This is a genomic window from Pseudomonas fluorescens, from assembly GCF_001307275.1.
Classification (GTDB): domain Bacteria; phylum Pseudomonadota; class Gammaproteobacteria; order Pseudomonadales; family Pseudomonadaceae; genus Aquipseudomonas; species Aquipseudomonas fluorescens_AA.
The window spans coordinates 4,262,168-4,277,836 of the sequence record NZ_CP012831.1 but is presented as its reverse complement, the minus strand read 5'-3'; the positions used below and the strand labels follow the sequence as shown (position 1 = coordinate 4,277,836).

Genomic DNA, 15,669 nt, shown 5'->3' with positions numbered 1-15,669 from the left:
TTGCCAGGAGGCCACCATGCGCGCGATTCTTTTCAGCAGCCAGACCTACGACCGTGACAGTTTCATCAAAGCCCCGGCGCCCGCCGGCCTCGAGTTGCAGTTCCAGCCCGCCCGCCTGAACCTGGACACCGTGGCCCTGGCCGAACGGCATGAAGTGGTCTGCGCGTTCATCAACGATGACCTGAGCGCCCCGGTGCTGGAACGGTTGGCCTCAGGCGGCACGCGGCTGATCGCCCTGCGCTCGGCCGGCTACAACCACGTCGACCTGCCCGCCGCCAAGCGCCTGGGCTTGAGCATCGTCCGGGTCCCGGCCTACTCGCCCCACGCCGTGGCCGAACATGCCGTGGCGTTGATCATGGCTCTTAATCGCTGCCTGCACCGCGCCTACAACCGCACCCGGGACGGCAATTTCAGCCTCCATGGGTTGACCGGGTTCGACCTGGTGGGCAAGACCGTAGGGGTGATCGGCACCGGGCAGATCGGCGCGACGTTCGCGCGGATCATGGCCGGCTTCGGCTGCCAATTGCTCGCTTACGACCCGTACCCCAACCCGCAGATCGAAGCCCTCGGTGCCCGCTACCTGCCTCTGGATGAACTGCTGGCACAAGCGCAGATCATCAGCCTGCACTGCCCGCTGAACGAACAGAGCCGCCACCTGATCAACGCCCAATCCCTGGCGTCGATGCAACGCGGCGCCATGTTGATCAACACCGGACGCGGTGGCCTGGTGGATACACCAGCCCTGATCGAGGCGCTGAAGAGCGGTCAACTGGGCTATTTGGGGTTGGATGTCTATGAAGAAGAGGCCGAACTGTTCTTCAAGGACCGCTCCGACCAGCCCTTGCAAGACGATGTGCTGGCACGCCTGCTGACCTTCCCCAACGTGGTGATCACCGCCCATCAGGCCTTCCTCACCCATGAAGCCTTGGCGGCGATTGCCATGACCACCCTGGATAACATCGCAGCCTGGGCGGCCGGCACACCACAGAACCTGGTGGACCGTTAAACCTGAACCAACACAACCCCTGTGGGAGCGAGCTTGCTCGCGATAGCGGTCTGTCAATCAACATCAATATTGACTGATTTTCCGCCATCGCGAGCAAGCTCGCTCCCACAGGGGGTGGAGTTTCGTCGGCAAGATTCGTGGTTGACCATCCCAAGCCATGCCCCGTGCTAGCATGTCGCGCCTATTTGGAGGACCCATGGCCGAACACGATTTCCGCTACACCCTGATGAACCCGCAGCACACCTTGACCGAAGTCCGCGCCCTGGCGCCGGGCCGCTACCAGGTCACCGGCAATGGCGGCTCGATCCAGGCCAACGATGTATTGCTCGTCACGCTCAAGGGCAGCAAGGATTTGTCCATGCGCCTGACCGTGGACACCGTGCGGCACCTGCTCAAACCCATGGGCCAATGGACCGCCATGACCACCGGCCCGGTGTTCGGCGAACTGGCGATCCATACCTGGCAGGTCAACTGTGACGGTTGCGCCAAGGCACTGAGCTTCGAATTCGCCGTCGATGCCAAACTCGGCGTCAAGGCCGAGAAACCGGCCGCCACCGCACGGATCGCCGAACTGGGCTGGACCACCGTGGGTGAAAAACACCTGTGCCCGACATGCCAGGAAGCCGCCTGATGAAACGTTTGGCCCTGTCCGCGTCGATCGGCATGAGCCTGATGGGGTGTGCCGCTGAACCTGTGCAGTTGCAACACAACCGCAGCTATATCCTGGAATGGATCGGCGAACGGCCATTGATGGACTACAGCCACCTGACCATCACCCTTGGGGATGACGGCCGGGCCTACGGCAACGGCGGCTGCAACCACTGGTTCGCGCCCTACACCCTGGAAGGCCATCGCTTGAGCTTCGGCAAGATCGGCAGCACCCGCAAGCTCTGCGCCCCGGCGCTGATGGAGCAGGAGACGCGCTTCTTGCAGGCCCTGGAAAAGGTCGAACGCTGGGACATCTCGCCCATCGAGCAGATGCGCTTCTGGCCCGCCCAGGGCAAGCCGCTGCGATGGTGGCTGGAAGAAGGCTGAGGCCTCCAGACACACCCGGTTGGACCAGGGACATGGTTAACCCTGTGGCGAGGGAGCTTGCTCCCGCTGGGCTGCGAAGCGGCCCCCGGATGCACCTGCCACTTTGATGTTTCAGGCAGAATGCAGGGGCCTGCTGCGCAGTCCAGCGGGAGCAAGCTCCCTCGCCACACACGAAGCCCTCAACCACAAGTGGGTTATTTGAACGCCTGCAACGCCTCAAGCTTGGCCATTACTCCCGCCGCCGTCTGCTCCCCCAGCAACTGCTCGCGCACCTTGCCCCGGTTATCGATGATGTAAGTCACCGGCAAGCCTTCACTGCGAGGCAGGTCGAAGATCTCGGCCGGATCCCGGGCCAGCACTGTGAAGCGAATCCCCATCTTGTCGCTGGCGCTCTTGAGCTCTTCGCCCTGCACCTGGTCGAAGTTGACCCCGAACACACCGACGTTGCGCCCCTTGAGCTGTTCGGCCAAGGCATTGAATTCCGGAATTTCGGTGCGGCATGGCGCGCACCATTCCGCCCAGTAGTTGAGCACCAGCCATTGTTTGTCCAGCCGCTGCGAGTCGATGGCCTGGCCGTTCTGGTCCACTCCGTAGTCGTTTCCGCAACCGGCGAGCAACAGGATGCCCATGAATGTCAGTGCCGCCATCAATCGCCTTGTCATGTACCAATCCTTGTCTGAATGTGAACGCTGCTGCGACCCGTCGCCTCTCTAAGGTGCTAGGGACTTCGCGGCACAGTAGAATAGCCGCCACCTTACGCAAGATGCGACCCGCTCATGACCGATCTGACGCTTTATCACAACCCGCGCTGCTCGAAATCCCGCGGTGCGCTGGAACTGTTGGAGGCCCGCGGCCTGACGCCCACCGTGGTCCGCTACCTGGAAACCCCGCTCGACGCCACGCAACTGGAACGCCTGCTGGGCAAGCTCGGCATCACCGCCCGGCAATTGCTGCGCACCGGCGAGGATGAATACAAAGACCTGAACCTGGCCGACGAAAGCCTGAGCCAGGCCCAGTTGATCGCAGCCATCGCCGCCCACCCGAAACTCATGGAACGGCCGATTCTGGAAGCCGGTGAAAAGGCCGCGATCGGCCGGCCGCCGGAGAAGATTCTGGAGATCCTGCCGTGACCACGCCGTACATCCTGGTGCTGTATTACAGCCGCAGCGGCTCCACCAACGAAATGGCTCGGCAAATCGCCCGGGGTGTCGAACAGGCCGGGCTGGAAGCCAGGCTGCGTACGGTGCCGGCGATTTCCGCCGAGTGCGAAGCGGTTTCCCCGGACATCCCCGAGCAAGGCCCGCTCTACGCCAGCCTCGATGACCTGAAACACTGCGCCGGCCTGGCCTTGGGCAGCCCGACGCGGTTCGGCAACATGGCTGCGCCACTCAAGTACTTTCTCGACGGCACCAGCAACCTGTGGCTGACCGGCGCACTGGTGGGCAAACCGGCCGGGGTGTTCACCTCCACCGCGAGCCTGCACGGCGGCCAGGAAACCACCCTGCTGTCGATGATGCTGCCGCTGTTGCACCACGGCATGCTGATCACCGGCCTGCCCTACAGCGAATCGGCCCTGATCGACACCCAGGGCGGCGGTACGCCCTACGGTCCGAGCCACCATGCCGGGGCCGACGGTAAAAGCGGCTTGAACGAACATGAAGTCGCCCTGTGCCGCGCCTTGGGTTCGCGCCTGGCGAAAACCGCCCTGCTGCTGGAGAACGGCCGTGGCTAAGAAGCCGAAGATCCTGCCTTCGATCCAATGGCTGGAACCGCGCGTACGCCTGGCTCGCGTCCTCAGCCTGCTGTGCTTTTTCGGCCTGGTGGGGTTGCTCAGCGCCTACTACCTGCTGATCGCCGACCTGCACGGCGCGCGGTCCTGGGTGATTCTGCTGATCGAACTGGTGCCGCTGCTGATACTCGCGCCCGGCATGCTCAGCGGCAGCGCCCGTGGACACTCATGGATGTGCTTCGTGGTGAACCTGTATTTCATCAAAGGCGCACTGGCGGCCTATGACCCGAACCGGCAATGGTTCGGCGTGCTGGAAATGGCGGCGAGCGTGGCGGTGTTCTGCTCGGCCCTGCTGTATGTGCGCTGGCGGTTCCAGTTGAACCGGCGGTTGGCGGGTGAGGGAGATATCTCCGTCGCCTGATAAACCGCTATCGCGAGCAAGCTCGCTCCCACAAGGGCTCGATGGCATCCTGTGGGAGCGAGCTTGCTCGCGATGGCCCCAATGCGGTCTCAATGATTAACGGTATACGCCAGCATCATCGATAACTGGCTCATGGGCCTTCCCCCGCTCTCTTCATGCCACTGGTTGAATGCCCCCTGCACCGTCGCCAGGTCCCGCAGGCTGGTGGGCACTTTGTCGATGATGTCCTGGGCGTTGAGCGCGGCCACCACGTCATAACTGGGCACGAAGGTGTCCTTGCCCATCATCCGCAAGAAGCGCGGTGCCGACAGGCCGCCCAGTTGATGGCCGTGCTTTTTCAGGTAGGTCCACAGGCCGACGATGTCAGTCACCGGCCAGTCGGCCACCAGAGCACCAAAGCTGCCCTTTTCGTGGGCCACGTCCAATATCAGTTGCGCGTTGCGCGGCACGCTCTTGAGCTTGCCCAGGTGGCGGATGATTCGTGCATCCTGCATCAGTCGCTCCAGGTGCTCGGCGCTCATCAGCACGACTTTCTCCGGATCGAACTTGAAGAACACCTCTTCGAACGCTGGCCACTTGGCATCCACCAGGCTGTGCTTGAGCCCGGCGCGGAACACCCGCAGCGCCATGGTCGAGAGGTAGCGGTCGTCGCCGATCTTGCGCAGTTGCGCCGGGGTCTTGGGAACCGGCAGGTGGGCTTCCAGTTCAGCCGCCGAACCGAAGCGGTTCAGACAATACTCGTGCAGCCACTTGTAATCGCGCATGCCCTCTCCTGGGGTCGGAAATGAAAACGGCGCCAGTGGCCCTTATAGCCACTGGCGCCGTGAATAGAGCGGTTGGCACCGTCAGAGGTTCACCACGTTGACGAACCGCGGCGTGGCGTTTTCATCGATGCGCAGGTTGGTGAAATCGAACAGGTTGCGGTCCGCCAGTTGCGACGGAATGACGTTCTGCAGGCCACGGAAAATGCTCTCGGTACGGCCCGGGGTCTTGCGTTCCCACTCCTGGAGCATCTCCTTGACCACCTGGCGTTGCAGGTTTTCCTGGGAGCCGCACAGGTTGCAGGGGATGATCGGGAACTGCTTGAAATCCGAATAGGCCTGGATGTCCTTCTCGCTGCAATAGGCCAGCGGGCGGATTACCACGTTGCGCCCGTCATCGGCTCGCAGCTTGGGCGGCATGGCCTTGAGCGAACCGTTGTAGAACATGTTCAGGAAGAACGTCTCGACGATGTCGTCGCGATGGTGACCCAGGGCCATCTTGGTCGCACCGATCTCGTCGGCGAAGGTGTAGAGCGTTCCGCGCCGCAGGCGCGAGCACAGCGAACAGGTGGTCTTGCCTTCGGGAATCAATTCCTTGACCACCGAATAGGTGTCTTTTTCGACGATGTGATATTCCACACCCAGCGACTCGAGATAGGCCGGCAGCACATGCTCGGGAAACCCGGGCTGCTTCTGGTCCATGTTCACCGCGACAATGTCGAACTTGATCGGCGCAACCTTCTGCAAATGCATCAGCACATCGAGCAAGGTGTAGCTGTCCTTGCCGCCGGACAGGCAGACCATGACCTTGTCGCCGTCCTCGATCATGTTGAAATCGGCGACCGCCTCACCGGCCTGGCGGCGCAGGCGCTTTTGCAGTTTGATCTGGTTGACCGTAAGAGTGCCCATGACGCGAAATCCGTGAGGTGTGACGAAAGGCCGGCATTTTACGCAAAAAAACCGGCTGTGGCACCGCACTTGTGGCGAGGGAGCTTGCTCCCGCTGGGTTGCGAAGCGACCCTCTGGGGTCGTTCTGTCGGCGTCAGCTTCGCAGCCGAGCGGGAGCAAGCTCCCTCGCCACAGGGCATTTGTTCGCCAACAGGGTTATGCCCACAGATCAAGCCGCGATTAACCCGTTCCGTTACAGCGCGATTTGCTCTAAGCCCCCCATCCCCCTCGGGGTAACTCCTTTCTATACTGCGACATAAGGTCGCACACATATCCAGACCTTTACTTACTTGGCCGTTTGGCCCGTAGGCGCTCCGTTGGGGGGCGATGGCAATAACAAAGGAGTGACTGACTATGATCCATCATGTCGTGGGGCTCTTTACCCACCCTGATCAAGAATGGAAAGAAATCCGTGGCGATCAGGAGGAAAGCATCAGCCACATGTACCTCACCCACACGCTGATCCTGGCGGCCATCCCCGCCGTATCGGCATTCATCGGCACCACACAGGTGGGATGGGTCATCGGCAATCGTCCACCGGTCATGCTCACACAGGAAAGCGCGCTGTGGATGACCATCATGTCGTACCTGGCCATGTTGGGCGGCGTGGCGGTAATGGGTGCCTTCATCCACTGGATGGCCCGCACCTACGACGCCAATCCGAGCCTGGCCCGTTGCGTCGCGTTTGCCACCTACACCGCGACACCTTTGTTCATCGGCGGCCTGGCGGCGCTCTACCCGCACATGTGGCTAGGGATGATCGTCGGCACGGCGGCAATCTGCTACACCGTCTACCTGCTGTACGTCGGCCTGCCGACGTTCATGAACATTCCCCAGGACGAAGGTTTTCTGTTTTCCAGTTCGGTGCTCGCGGTCGGCCTGGTGGTGCTGGTGGCCATCATGGCGTTCACGGTGATCGTCTGGGGGCTGGGCGTCGGCCCGGTCTATACCAATTGACGTAGTGCCCTCCAATAAAAAAGCAGGATCTGCCGACACAGGCCGCCGCAAGGCGGCCTTCCTGTGTTTGAAACGACCACTGGGCGCCTGGGCGATTCGCAACGGCCGACGCTTGCGGCATACTCGGGCTTCTGGAGACCCGTAAAGCATGCTCGAGCAACTCAATACCCGCGTCGAAGAGTGTTACCAACAAGCCGAATCCTTTTTCAAACGTCCTTTCAAACGCCCGGTGGTCAGCTTCAAATTGCGTGGCCAGAAGGCCGGTGTCGCGCACCTGCATGAAAACCTGCTGCGCTTCAATCCACAGTTGTACCGGGAAAACGCCGAAGACTTCCTCAAGCAGACCGTCGCCCACGAAGTCGCGCACCTGATCGCCCACCAACTGTTTGGCGAACGCATCCAGCCCCATGGCGAAGAATGGCAACTGATCATGCGCGGCGTGTACGAACTGCCGCCCAACCGTTGCCACACCTACGAAATCAAACGCCGCAGTGTGACCCGCTACATCTACAAGTGCCCTTGCGATGGCAGCGACTTCCCGTTCTCGGCCCAGCGCCACAGCCTGGTGCGCCAGGGGCGGCGGTATTTGTGCCGCAGCTGTCGCAATACCTTGGTGTTCAGTGGGGAAACGCGGGTGGAATAATGCTCTTGTGGTGTCTGGGCTGACCTCATCGCGAGCAAGCTCGCTCCCACAGGATCCGTGAACGCCAAAGATCCAGTGTGGGAGCGAGCTTGCTCGCGATGGCGGCCTTGCGGCCCTACAAAACCACCCCGCTCCTGCGCAATTCGGCAATCCGCAGCGCACTGAACCCCAGCGCCCCCAACACCTGATCCGTATGCGCTCCCAGCTCCACGCCAATATGGCGAGGCTCGGGCAGACCGTCTGAAAACCGCAACGGACAGGCCATCTGCGCCTGGCTCGAACCATCTCCTCGGGGCACCTGTTTCACCAGCTCCCGAGCCTGTAACTGCGGATGCCGGACAGCCTCCTCCAGGCTCAGCACCGGCTCGACACAGGCATCGATCCCGGCAAACACGTCGCACAGTTCGGCAAAATCATGCTTCTCGAACTCGGTTTGCAATGCCTGCTTCAGGGCCTGTTGCTGCTCAGGCTTGGGCGACAGCCCCTGGGCCGCCAGTTCCGGCCGTCCCAAAGCCTCGCACAGCGCCTGCATGAAGGCCGGTTCCAGGCTGCCCACCGACATCCAGCGACCGTCTCGGGTGCGGTAATAGTCGTAGAAGCCGCCGCCGTTGAGCATCTGATTCTCCCAACCCGGTTCCACACCGCAGGCCAGGTAACCGGCGCCGGCCATGGCGTTGAGGCTGAACACGCAGTCAGTCATGCTCACGTCAAGGTGCTGGCCCTGACCGGTCTGCTGACGGGCGATGACCGCCGCCAACAGTCCGATCACCCCGTGCAATGAACCACCGGCGATATCCGCCGCCTGAATGCCCAGCGGCAACGGCCCGCTGTCGGCACGGCCGGTGTGGCTGGCCAGCCCCGCCAGGGCCAGGTAATTGATGTCGTGGCCGGCGCGATCCTTATAAGGGCCGGTCTGGCCGTAGCCGGTGATCGACACGTAGATCAGCCGCGGATTGATGGCTTTCAAGGCTTCGTATCCCAGGCCCAGCCGCTCCATCACACCGGGGCGGAACTGTTCCAACAGGATGTCGTAGTCCCCCAGCAACTGCGTGACCACCTCCAACGCTTCCGGCTGCTTGAGGTCCAGGGCCAGGCTGCGCTTGTTGCGGTTGAGGTAGGCGTGGCTGGCCGATACGCCTTGGTCATGGGGCGGCAGTACCCGCAGCAAGTCCTGACGGGTCGGCGACTCGATGCGCAACACCTCGGCCCCCATGTCCGCCAGCAACAGCGAGGCGAACGGGCCAGGCAACAGGGTCGAGAAATCCAGAACCTTGAGCGATGCCAGTGGGCCTTGCATGGGTGGTCTCCGAAGGGGGGATGGTTAGAGACTAGGCAGGGACTGGCGGTGGGGCAATTACCGCAGGTGCCAGTCTGGATGACCATTGCGCTCAGCGTGAGAGCTGTTGTGGTGAGGGCGCTTGCACCCTCACCACAGAAGCCTCCTCGACTGGAGAGCTCTGCCAATAAAAAAACCCGCCGAAGCGGGTTTTTCATTGCAGCCTGAAGATTACTTCACAGTGCCTGGAGCAGAGGTCTCAGCCGCAGCAATCTGCGCCGCCGCGATCTGCTCGTCATCTTCACGAACGTCGGAGATACCGCGACCACCGGAAGCCAGCTCGGTCTGCAGCTGGTCTTCGTCCAGCTCCTTGACCCACTTGGCAACCACGATGGTGGCGACAGCGTTGCCCACCAGGTTGGTCAGGGCGCGGGCTTCGGACATGAAGCGGTCGATACCCAGGATCAGCGCCAGGCCAGCCACCGGCAGGTGACCTACGGCCGACAGGGTGGCCGCCAGTACGATGAAGCCGCTACCGGTCACGCCAGCAGCACCTTTGGACGACAGCAACAGCACCAGCAGCAGGGTGATCTGGTGAGTCAGGTCCATCGGGGTATCGGTGGCCTGGGCAATGAACACCGCCGCCATGGTCAGGTAGATCGAAGTACCGTCGAGGTTGAACGAGTAGCCAGTCGGGATCACCAGGCCTACGACAGATTTCTTGGCACCCAGGCGCTCCATCTTGATCAGCATGCGTGGCAGGGCCGATTCCGAGGAGGAAGTACCCAGCACAATCAGCAGTTCTTCACGGATGTAGCGGATCAGCTTGATGACGCTGAAGCCGTGGGCGCGGCAGATGGCGCCCAGCACCACCAGCACGAACACCACGCAAGTGATGTAGAAGCAGATCATCAACTGGCCCAGTTGCACCAGCGAACCGACACCGTAGGCACCGATGGTGAAGGCCATGGCACCGAATGCACCCAGTGGAGCCAGCTTCATGATCATGTTGATGATGATGAACATCACGTGGGCGAAGCGATCGATGAAGTCCAGCACCGGCTTGCCGTAGGCACCCAGGCGATGCAGGGCGAAGCCGAAGAGCACCGAGAACATCAGCACTTGCAGGATGTCGCCGTTGGCGAACGCGCCGACGATGGTGTTCGGGATCACGTTGAGGATGAAGGCAATGATGCTCTGGTCTTTACCGGCCGAGATGAAACCGGCGATCTTGCTGGTGTCCAGGGTCGATACGTCAATGTGCATGCCGGCGCCCGGTTGCACGACGTTGACCACGACCAGGCCGATCAGCAAGGCGATGGTGGAGACGATTTCGAAGTACAGCAGCGCGTAGCCGCCGGTCTTGCCCACCGATTTCATGTTCTGCATGCCGCCGATACCACTGACGACGGTACAGAAGATGATGGGGGCGATGACCATTTTGATCAGTTTGATGAACCCGTCGCCGAATGGCTTGAGGGCAACACCGGTCTGCGGGTAGAAGTGGCCGAGCAAAATACCGATGGCAATGGCTACGATCACCTGGAAATACAGGGATTTGTACAGTGGCTGACGAGTCGTCATGGCAAACCTTCCTCAAGAGTCCCGCATGACGACTTCCACCTGTCGTCCACGGCACCTCAATTGCGAACCCTCCTGCACTGGAGGGATTTGTTTTTTTCGGCTGCACGCGGCAGACCTATCCAACGCATCGCAAAGCGCGTGCCATTTTTGCGAAATGCCCTACACCCGGTATAGCAGACGGGCTTGCGGTTTCCACACGCGACTAAACGCAGTGTGTAAGTGGCGGATTTCCGCCTACAGACCATCCCGCGCTCCGGGATTTGGCGGATATCCGCCTTGTCCAGCCTCAAGCCCCTGCTACCATTCGCCCGCTTAACGGACGGATTTCTGCCATGCGCCAACGCACGATCGCCAGCCACTTCGCCCGCGCTGCCCTGGGCGGCGCACGTCGGCAAGGCTTCGACTATTTTCCCTTGCTGCAACAATTGAACATCAGCCCTGAACTGCTGGATGAACCGCGGGCGCGCATCGCGCCGGAACAGTTCGCCCGCCTGCTGCAAGCGTTGTGGCTGGCAATGGAGGACGAATACCTGGGATTCGGCCGGGCGCCGAGTAAACCCGGAACGTTTGCCATGATGTGTCACGCGTTGATCCACTGTCGGACCCTGGGCAAGGCCCTTCAGCGCGGCTTGCTGTTCTACAGTCTGTTCCCCGACGCCCCGCGCCTGACGCTGGAAACCGAAGGCGAACGGGTGCGGCTGGTGCTGGACGACTCGACGTTGTGGGACCCCGATCACTTCCTGACTGAAAGCCTGCTGGTGGTCTGGCATCGCCTCGCCAGTTGGCTGATCGGCCAGCGGATAGGCCTGGAGCAGGTGACTTTCGGCTATGCCAGGCCCGCCCACGGGGCCGAATACGACTTATTGTTCCCCTACCCGCTGGTATTCGACGCGCCCGGCAGCAGCCTGCTGTTCCACAGCCGCTACCTGGACATGCCGCTGTTGCAGGACGAACGCACCCTCAAGCATTTCCTCGAACACTCCCCCGCCGACCTGCTGTCGCGCCCGGACGATGGCCACAGCCTGAGCAGCCAGCTGCGCCGCCTGCTCAGCCGCGACACGGCACGCTGGCCCGACCTGGACACCGTCGCCGCCCACTTGCACATCAGCCCGCAGACCTTGCGCCGGCATCTGCGGGAGGAAGGCACCAGCTTCCAGGAGCTCAAGGATCAGTTGCGGCGGGATATCGCCATCTACCACTTGGGGCGTGCGGATTTGTCGTTGCAGCAGATTGCCGAGCAGTTGGGTTTCTCCGAACCGTCGGCGTTTCACCGGGCGTTCAAGAAGTGGACGGGGCTGACGCCGGGGGCCTACAGGGAGTTGGAGAACTGATTTCCTGATTGGTTTTTTGTGGTGTGCTGACGGGCCTCATCGCGAGCAAGCTCGCTCCCACATTGGATTTTCGGCGCTCACAAATCCCTGTGGGAGCGAGCTTGCTCGCGATGAGGCCCGCAAACACACCGAAAACATCCCAGTCAAACCACCGGAAAATGAATCCGGAACGCCGCCCCGCCCAGTTCCGAATCCCCCAGGTTCAACCGGGCGCCGTAGCTTTCGATGATGTCCTTGACCACCGCCAGGCCAATGCCCTGCCCCGGATGCTGACGGTCCAGCCGTTCGCCCCGCTGGAGGATCCGCGCACGTTGATCCGGCGGCACGCCCGGCCCATCGTCCTCGACGCTCAACTCCGTGCCGCCGAGGGTCTGGTGCACGCTGACACGCACCTCGCCCAGGCACAGTCGATAGGCGTTCTCCAGCAGGTTGCCGAGCATCTCCAGCAACGCACCCTGTTCGATCGGCACCTGGCAGTGCTCCGGCAGATCGAAACTCACATTGACCCGCTTGTCGCGATAGACCTTGTCCAAGGTGTCGCACAGGCTTTGCAGCACCGGGCGCAAGCGCACCTGATGGCGCACCAACCCGCTTTTGCGCAGGCTGGCGCGCTGCAATTGGTAGCCGATCTGCTGGCTCATACGCTCGATCTGGGTTTGCAGCACCCAGGCCTGGCCACGGTCCTCGGGGCGCCGGGCCATGTCTTCGCTGACGCCCTGCAACACCGCCAGCGGGGTCTTCAGGCTGTGGGCCAGGTCATCGAGGGAGTCGCGATAACGGCTGCGCTGCTCCCGTTCGCTGTAGAGCAAGCGATTGAGGGAACCGGTCAGGCGCAACAGTTCCCGGGGATGCTCGGTACTGAGGCTTTCCCGGGCGCCGCTTTCGATTTCATCCAGTTCCTGGCTCAGGCGCCGCAACGCCCGCAGGCCCCAGGTCAGGCCGATCCACAACAGCGCCAGCAACACCGCCAGGGCCGCGCCAAAGCCCAGGTAGAGATTGTCCCGCAGCCCCTGCAAGGTCACTTCGTAGTCGCGCACCGGTTGCAGGGTAACGATGCTGAACGCCGCGTTCTGGCCGCCAAGCAGCTTGATCTCGACGTCATAGACAAAAAACTCCTGGCCGTCGTTCTCGCGAATGCGGGCGAACTGGTTGCCCTGGCCGTCATAGCGCGGCGTGTAATTGATGTTTTCTTCCTGGGTGGCCTTCGACCGCCAGACCAACCGCCCCTCACGATCATAGATGTAGCCCAGCAGGCGGGCATCGGCGAGGTTGAAGCGCTCATCGGGCAACTGCGTCGGCATCTTCAAGCGGTTGTTTTCCACCCGGGCGGCGGAAATCAGCGTGGTCACGTCCGAGGCCAGGCGTTGCTCGATGGATTCCTGCAACGCCAGGCTGAACGCGCCTTGCATGGCCGGCAACAAGGCCAGCATGAACAGCACCGCCAGGGTCATCGCGGCCAGCATCAGCCGCAGCCGAAGCGAACGAATCACTGGCAGCGCTCGTTGAACAGGTAACCCAGGCCGCGCACGGTGTCGATGGGCTTGAAGCCGGCCGGGGCCTCCAGTTTGCGGCGCAGGCGCCCTACCAGCACTTCGATGACATTGGGATCGCGCTCGTCATCATCGGGGTAAAGCTGCTCCATCAAGCGGTCCTTGGCCACCACCTGCTGGTGATGGCGCATCAGGTATTCGAGGATGCGGTATTCGTAGGCCGTCAACGCCAGTGGCTCCTCGCCGAGGGACGCCTGCTTGCGGTTGAGGTCCAGCAGCAACGGCCCGGCGACGATGGTCGATTGGGTGAAGCCGCTGGAGCGACGCAACAAGGCGTTCAACCGGGCCTCCAGCTCTTCGAACTGAAACGGCTTGACCACGTAGTCGTCGGCACCGGCGGCCAGGCCTTCGACCTTGTCCTGCCAGTTGCCGCGGGCGGTCAGGATCAGGATCGGAAACGTCTTGTCCTGTGAGCGCAGCCGGCGGATCAGCTCCAGCCCGCTGATACCCGGCAGGCCGAGGTCGATCACCGCCAGGTCGTGGTTGAATTCCCGGACCTGGTACAAGGCCTCTTCGGCATTGGCCACAGCCTGCACCACATGGCCGCTGTCGGTGAGACGGGTCTGCAGGTGATGACGCAACAGCGCTTCGTCTTCGACGACCAGTAATTTCATGGAGCCTCTCCCCAGGCAAATCAAACAATCGCGCGCGGCGCACCTCAACGAAAGGCGCCGGATCGTCTTCGACCGATCCGGCTGGATACACCCACCCTGGCCCGCTTAGAACGTGTAGTTGGCGGACAGGTAGGTCTGGGCACTGCTGGTCAGGTCCAGCGAACCGACCTTGTCACCACCGTGCGGGCTCATCTCGGTACTGGCGTTGCTGCGCAGGTAACGGTAACCCAGTTCAACCGAGGTGTTCTGCGAAATTTGTTGCAGCACGCCGCCCTGCAGGCCTACCGCGTAGCCGATGTCGCTGTCGCGGCTGAAGCCGGGCGAATCCTGGGTCAGCTTGGTCAGGCCCGCCGTGCCGCCACCGAACAGTTTGGTGCTGCTGGTGACCGGAAGGAACACATCGTAGCTGCCCAGCAGGTTTTCCTGGCGCAGCTTGATGCCGTTGTGGGTGCCCGAGACGTTGTCGTAGGTGACGTAGTAGCGGCCCTGGTCGTTCTGCTTGCCCAGGCGCAGGCCATACGTGGTGTCCTTGCCGATGATGCCGTCGGCGTTCGGATGGTTCAGGTTGGCATCCAGGGCGTCGGATTTCTTGACCTTGTCGCTGGTCTGGCCGAGGGTCAGGCTGGCGAAGTTGTCATCGGCGTGGGCCAAGGCGCTGGCGCCCAGCACGGTGAAAGCCAGCAACAGTTTTTTCATCTGAGTCATGGTCGAGCTCCTTTGAAGCATGGGTGGTGTGTGAAGTCGCTGTCACGTTAACCAGCGCTCCCTGAACACCCCTTGAACGTTCTCTGAACCTGCGCTGAATGAATCGGCTAATCTGTGCGGACCACTTTCATAAGGAGATCCGTCATGCGCAGGCTGCTTGCTGTTGTACTTCTGGCCATGAGCGGCGTGAGCCACGCCGCCATCCAGACCCAGGAGATCCCCTACACCAGTGCCGATGGCACCCAGCTGATCGGTTACTACGCTTATGACGACGCCGTCAAAGGTCCGCGCCCGGGTGTGGTGGTGGTGCACGAATGGTGGGGGCTGAACGATTACGCCAAGCGCCGCGCCCGTGACCTCGCGGGCCTGGGCTACAGCGCCCTGGCCATCGACATGTACGGCGATGGCAAGAACACCGAGCACCCCAAGGACGCCCTGGCCTTCATGCAGGCGGCACTCAAGGACGGCAAAGCCGCCAGCGCCCGCTTCCAGGCCGGTCTCGACCTGCTGAAGAAACAGCCCCAGACCGATCCGGACAAACTCGCCGCCATCGGCTACTGCTTCGGCGGCAAGGTGGTGCTGGATGCGGCGCGCCAGGGTGTACCGCTGGCCGGCGTGGTGAGCTTCCACGGTGCGCTGGTGACCAACACCCCGGCCACGCCGGGCAGCGTCAAGGCCAAGGTACTGGTGGAGCACGGCGCGCTGGACAGCATGGTCACCCAGGACAACGTCACCGCGTTCAAGAGCGAAATGGATAAGGCCGGCGCCGACTATAAATTCGTCAGCCTCGAAGGCGCCAAGCACGGCTTCAGCAACCCTGACGCCGACCGCTTGAGCCACGGCGAACATGGCGGGCCGGACATTGGCTACAACAAGGAAGCCGACGAGAAGTCGTGGGCGGACATGCAGAAGTTCTTCAAGAAAATCTTTGACTGACGCATAACCTTTGTGGCGAGGGAGCTTGCTCCCGCTGGGCTGCGCAGCGGCCTCGGCTTTTTTGCGATTGCTGCGCAATCGAGCGGGAGCAAGCTCCCTCGCCACCAAAGACCTCTCCCGTCCATCCATCAAGCGCGTCCCACTACCCAGCCTCCCGCCAACCCGGCAAAATG

General features: G+C 62.1%; 18 protein-coding genes. 10 read left to right on the top strand and 8 right to left on the bottom strand.

Annotated elements, in window-relative coordinates; translation table 11 throughout:
• Positions 1-16: 16 nt before the first annotated feature.
• The 3 genes from AO356_RS19065 to AO356_RS19055 all read left to right on the top strand — a co-directional run bounded on the left by AO356_RS19065 (position 17) and on the right by AO356_RS19055 (position 2,041).
• Positions 17-1,006, top strand: coding sequence for a 2-hydroxyacid dehydrogenase (locus tag AO356_RS19065; protein ID WP_060741059.1), 990 nt, complete (start codon positions 17-19; stop codon positions 1,004-1,006).
• Positions 1,007-1,202: 196 nt separating this feature from the next.
• Positions 1,203-1,637, top strand: coding sequence for a hypothetical protein (locus AO356_RS19060; RefSeq protein ID WP_060741058.1), 435 nt, complete (start codon positions 1,203-1,205; stop codon positions 1,635-1,637).
• Positions 1,637-2,041 (top strand): META domain-containing protein, encoded by a 405-nt coding sequence (locus tag AO356_RS19055; protein ID WP_060741057.1) that lies wholly within the window; start codon positions 1,637-1,639, stop codon positions 2,039-2,041. The genes AO356_RS19060 and AO356_RS19055 overlap by 1 nt, the downstream gene beginning before the upstream one ends.
• Positions 2,042-2,235: 194 nt before the next feature.
• Here the strand turns inward: AO356_RS19055 and AO356_RS19050 are convergent, their stop codons facing one another.
• Positions 2,236-2,703: a TlpA disulfide reductase family protein gene (locus AO356_RS19050; protein ID WP_060741056.1), complete on the bottom strand. Its 468-nt coding sequence runs from the start codon at positions 2,701-2,703 to the stop codon at positions 2,236-2,238.
• A 114-nt stretch (positions 2,704-2,817) separates the two neighbouring features.
• Here AO356_RS19050 and arsC point away from each other — a divergent pair, with 114 nt between their 5' ends.
• The 3 genes from arsC to AO356_RS19035 are packed head-to-tail and all read left to right on the top strand — an operon-like array spanning position 2,818 to position 4,191.
• On the top strand, positions 2,818-3,171 hold the full coding sequence (gene arsC, locus AO356_RS19045; RefSeq protein WP_060741055.1) for an arsenate reductase (glutaredoxin): 354 nt from the start codon (positions 2,818-2,820) through the stop codon (positions 3,169-3,171).
• Positions 3,168-3,773, top strand: coding sequence for an NAD(P)H:quinone oxidoreductase (wrbA, locus tag AO356_RS19040; protein WP_060741054.1), 606 nt, complete (start codon positions 3,168-3,170; stop codon positions 3,771-3,773). The genes arsC and wrbA overlap by 4 nt, the downstream gene beginning before the upstream one ends.
• Complete coding sequence (locus AO356_RS19035) at positions 3,766-4,191, top strand: DUF2069 domain-containing protein (protein ID WP_060741053.1); 426 nt, start codon at positions 3,766-3,768, stop codon at positions 4,189-4,191. Before wrbA ends, AO356_RS19035 begins: the two co-directional genes overlap by 8 nt.
• Before the next feature lie 89 nt (positions 4,192-4,280).
• Here the strand turns inward: AO356_RS19035 and AO356_RS19030 are convergent, their stop codons facing one another.
• Both AO356_RS19030 and ttcA read right to left on the bottom strand, forming a co-directional pair.
• Positions 4,281-4,955, bottom strand: a complete 675-nt coding sequence (locus AO356_RS19030; protein WP_060741052.1) for a DNA-3-methyladenine glycosylase I — start codon at positions 4,953-4,955, stop codon at positions 4,281-4,283.
• An 81-nt stretch (positions 4,956-5,036) separates the two neighbouring features.
• Positions 5,037-5,861 carry a tRNA 2-thiocytidine(32) synthetase TtcA gene (ttcA, locus tag AO356_RS19025; RefSeq protein WP_060741051.1) on the bottom strand — a complete coding sequence of 275 codons (825 nt, stop codon included), beginning with the start codon at positions 5,859-5,861 and terminating at the stop codon, positions 5,037-5,039.
• A gap of 393 nt (positions 5,862-6,254) precedes the next feature.
• Here ttcA and AO356_RS19020 point away from each other — a divergent pair, with 393 nt between their 5' ends.
• Both AO356_RS19020 and AO356_RS19015 read left to right on the top strand, forming a co-directional pair.
• On the top strand, positions 6,255-6,857 hold the full coding sequence (locus AO356_RS19020; RefSeq protein WP_039591896.1) for a Yip1 family protein: 603 nt from the start codon (positions 6,255-6,257) through the stop codon (positions 6,855-6,857).
• A 148-nt stretch (positions 6,858-7,005) separates the two neighbouring features.
• The gene (locus AO356_RS19015; protein ID WP_003204703.1) at positions 7,006-7,500 is read left to right on the top strand and encodes a SprT family zinc-dependent metalloprotease; all 495 of its coding nucleotides are present in this window, start codon (positions 7,006-7,008) and stop codon (positions 7,498-7,500) included.
• A 115-nt stretch (positions 7,501-7,615) separates the two neighbouring features.
• Here AO356_RS19015 and AO356_RS19010 read toward each other — a convergent pair whose 3' ends face one another.
• A complete protein-coding gene (locus tag AO356_RS19010; RefSeq protein ID WP_060741050.1) occupies positions 7,616-8,797 on the bottom strand; it encodes a CaiB/BaiF CoA transferase family protein in 1,182 nt (393 codons plus the stop codon).
• 210 nt (positions 8,798-9,007) lie between these two features.
• Entirely contained in the window at positions 9,008-10,360 is a 1,353-nt protein-coding gene (locus AO356_RS19005; RefSeq protein ID WP_060741049.1) for a dicarboxylate/amino acid:cation symporter, read from the bottom strand.
• 332 nt (positions 10,361-10,692) lie between these two features.
• Here AO356_RS19005 and AO356_RS19000 point away from each other — a divergent pair, with 332 nt between their 5' ends.
• A complete protein-coding gene (locus AO356_RS19000; RefSeq protein ID WP_060741048.1) occupies positions 10,693-11,691 on the top strand; it encodes an AraC family transcriptional regulator in 999 nt (332 codons plus the stop codon).
• Positions 11,692-11,834: 143 nt separating this feature from the next.
• Here the strand turns inward: AO356_RS19000 and AO356_RS18995 are convergent, their stop codons facing one another.
• From AO356_RS18995 to AO356_RS18985, 3 genes are all read right to left on the bottom strand, one after another.
• Complete coding sequence (locus AO356_RS18995) at positions 11,835-13,181, bottom strand: ATP-binding protein (protein WP_060741047.1); 1,347 nt, start codon at positions 13,179-13,181, stop codon at positions 11,835-11,837.
• Positions 13,178-13,855, bottom strand: coding sequence for a response regulator (locus tag AO356_RS18990; RefSeq protein WP_013694070.1), 678 nt, complete (start codon positions 13,853-13,855; stop codon positions 13,178-13,180). Before AO356_RS18990 ends, AO356_RS18995 begins: the two co-directional genes overlap by 4 nt.
• Positions 13,856-13,960: 105 nt before the next feature.
• On the bottom strand, positions 13,961-14,560 hold the full coding sequence (locus AO356_RS18985) for a hypothetical protein (protein ID WP_060741046.1): 600 nt from the start codon (positions 14,558-14,560) through the stop codon (positions 13,961-13,963).
• Positions 14,561-14,704: 144 nt separating this feature from the next.
• Here AO356_RS18985 and AO356_RS18980 point away from each other — a divergent pair, with 144 nt between their 5' ends.
• The gene (locus tag AO356_RS18980) at positions 14,705-15,496 is read left to right on the top strand and encodes a dienelactone hydrolase family protein (RefSeq protein ID WP_060741045.1); all 792 of its coding nucleotides are present in this window, start codon (positions 14,705-14,707) and stop codon (positions 15,494-15,496) included.
• The last annotated feature ends 173 nt before the right edge of the window (positions 15,497-15,669 follow it).

Excerpts from the sequence above, each read along its gene's own strand:
- AO356_RS19065 (WP_060741059.1), top strand. The coding sequence starts at position 17 with ATGCGCGCGATTCTTTTCAGCAGCCAGACCTACGACCGTGACAGTTTC.
- AO356_RS19060 (WP_060741058.1), top strand. The coding sequence starts at position 1,203 with ATGGCCGAACACGATTTCCGCTACACCCTGATGAACCCGCAGCACACC.
- AO356_RS19055 (WP_060741057.1), top strand. The coding sequence starts at position 1,637 with ATGAAACGTTTGGCCCTGTCCGCGTCGATCGGCATGAGCCTGATGGGG.
- AO356_RS19050 (WP_060741056.1), bottom strand. The coding sequence starts at position 2,703 with ATGACAAGGCGATTGATGGCGGCACTGACATTCATGGGCATCCTGTTG.
- arsC (WP_060741055.1), top strand. The coding sequence starts at position 2,818 with ATGACCGATCTGACGCTTTATCACAACCCGCGCTGCTCGAAATCCCGC.
- AO356_RS19030 (WP_060741052.1), bottom strand. The coding sequence starts at position 4,955 with ATGCGCGATTACAAGTGGCTGCACGAGTATTGTCTGAACCGCTTCGGT.
- ttcA (WP_060741051.1), bottom strand. The coding sequence starts at position 5,861 with ATGGGCACTCTTACGGTCAACCAGATCAAACTGCAAAAGCGCCTGCGC.
- AO356_RS19020 (WP_039591896.1), top strand. The coding sequence starts at position 6,255 with ATGATCCATCATGTCGTGGGGCTCTTTACCCACCCTGATCAAGAATGG.
- AO356_RS19015 (WP_003204703.1), top strand. The coding sequence starts at position 7,006 with ATGCTCGAGCAACTCAATACCCGCGTCGAAGAGTGTTACCAACAAGCC.
- AO356_RS19010 (WP_060741050.1), bottom strand. The coding sequence starts at position 8,797 with ATGCAAGGCCCACTGGCATCGCTCAAGGTTCTGGATTTCTCGACCCTG.
- AO356_RS19005 (WP_060741049.1), bottom strand. The coding sequence starts at position 10,360 with ATGACGACTCGTCAGCCACTGTACAAATCCCTGTATTTCCAGGTGATC.
- AO356_RS19000 (WP_060741048.1), top strand. The coding sequence starts at position 10,693 with ATGCGCCAACGCACGATCGCCAGCCACTTCGCCCGCGCTGCCCTGGGC.
- AO356_RS18990 (WP_013694070.1), bottom strand. The coding sequence starts at position 13,855 with ATGAAATTACTGGTCGTCGAAGACGAAGCGCTGTTGCGTCATCACCTG.
- AO356_RS18985 (WP_060741046.1), bottom strand. The coding sequence starts at position 14,560 with ATGACTCAGATGAAAAAACTGTTGCTGGCTTTCACCGTGCTGGGCGCC.
- AO356_RS18980 (WP_060741045.1), top strand. The coding sequence starts at position 14,705 with ATGCGCAGGCTGCTTGCTGTTGTACTTCTGGCCATGAGCGGCGTGAGC.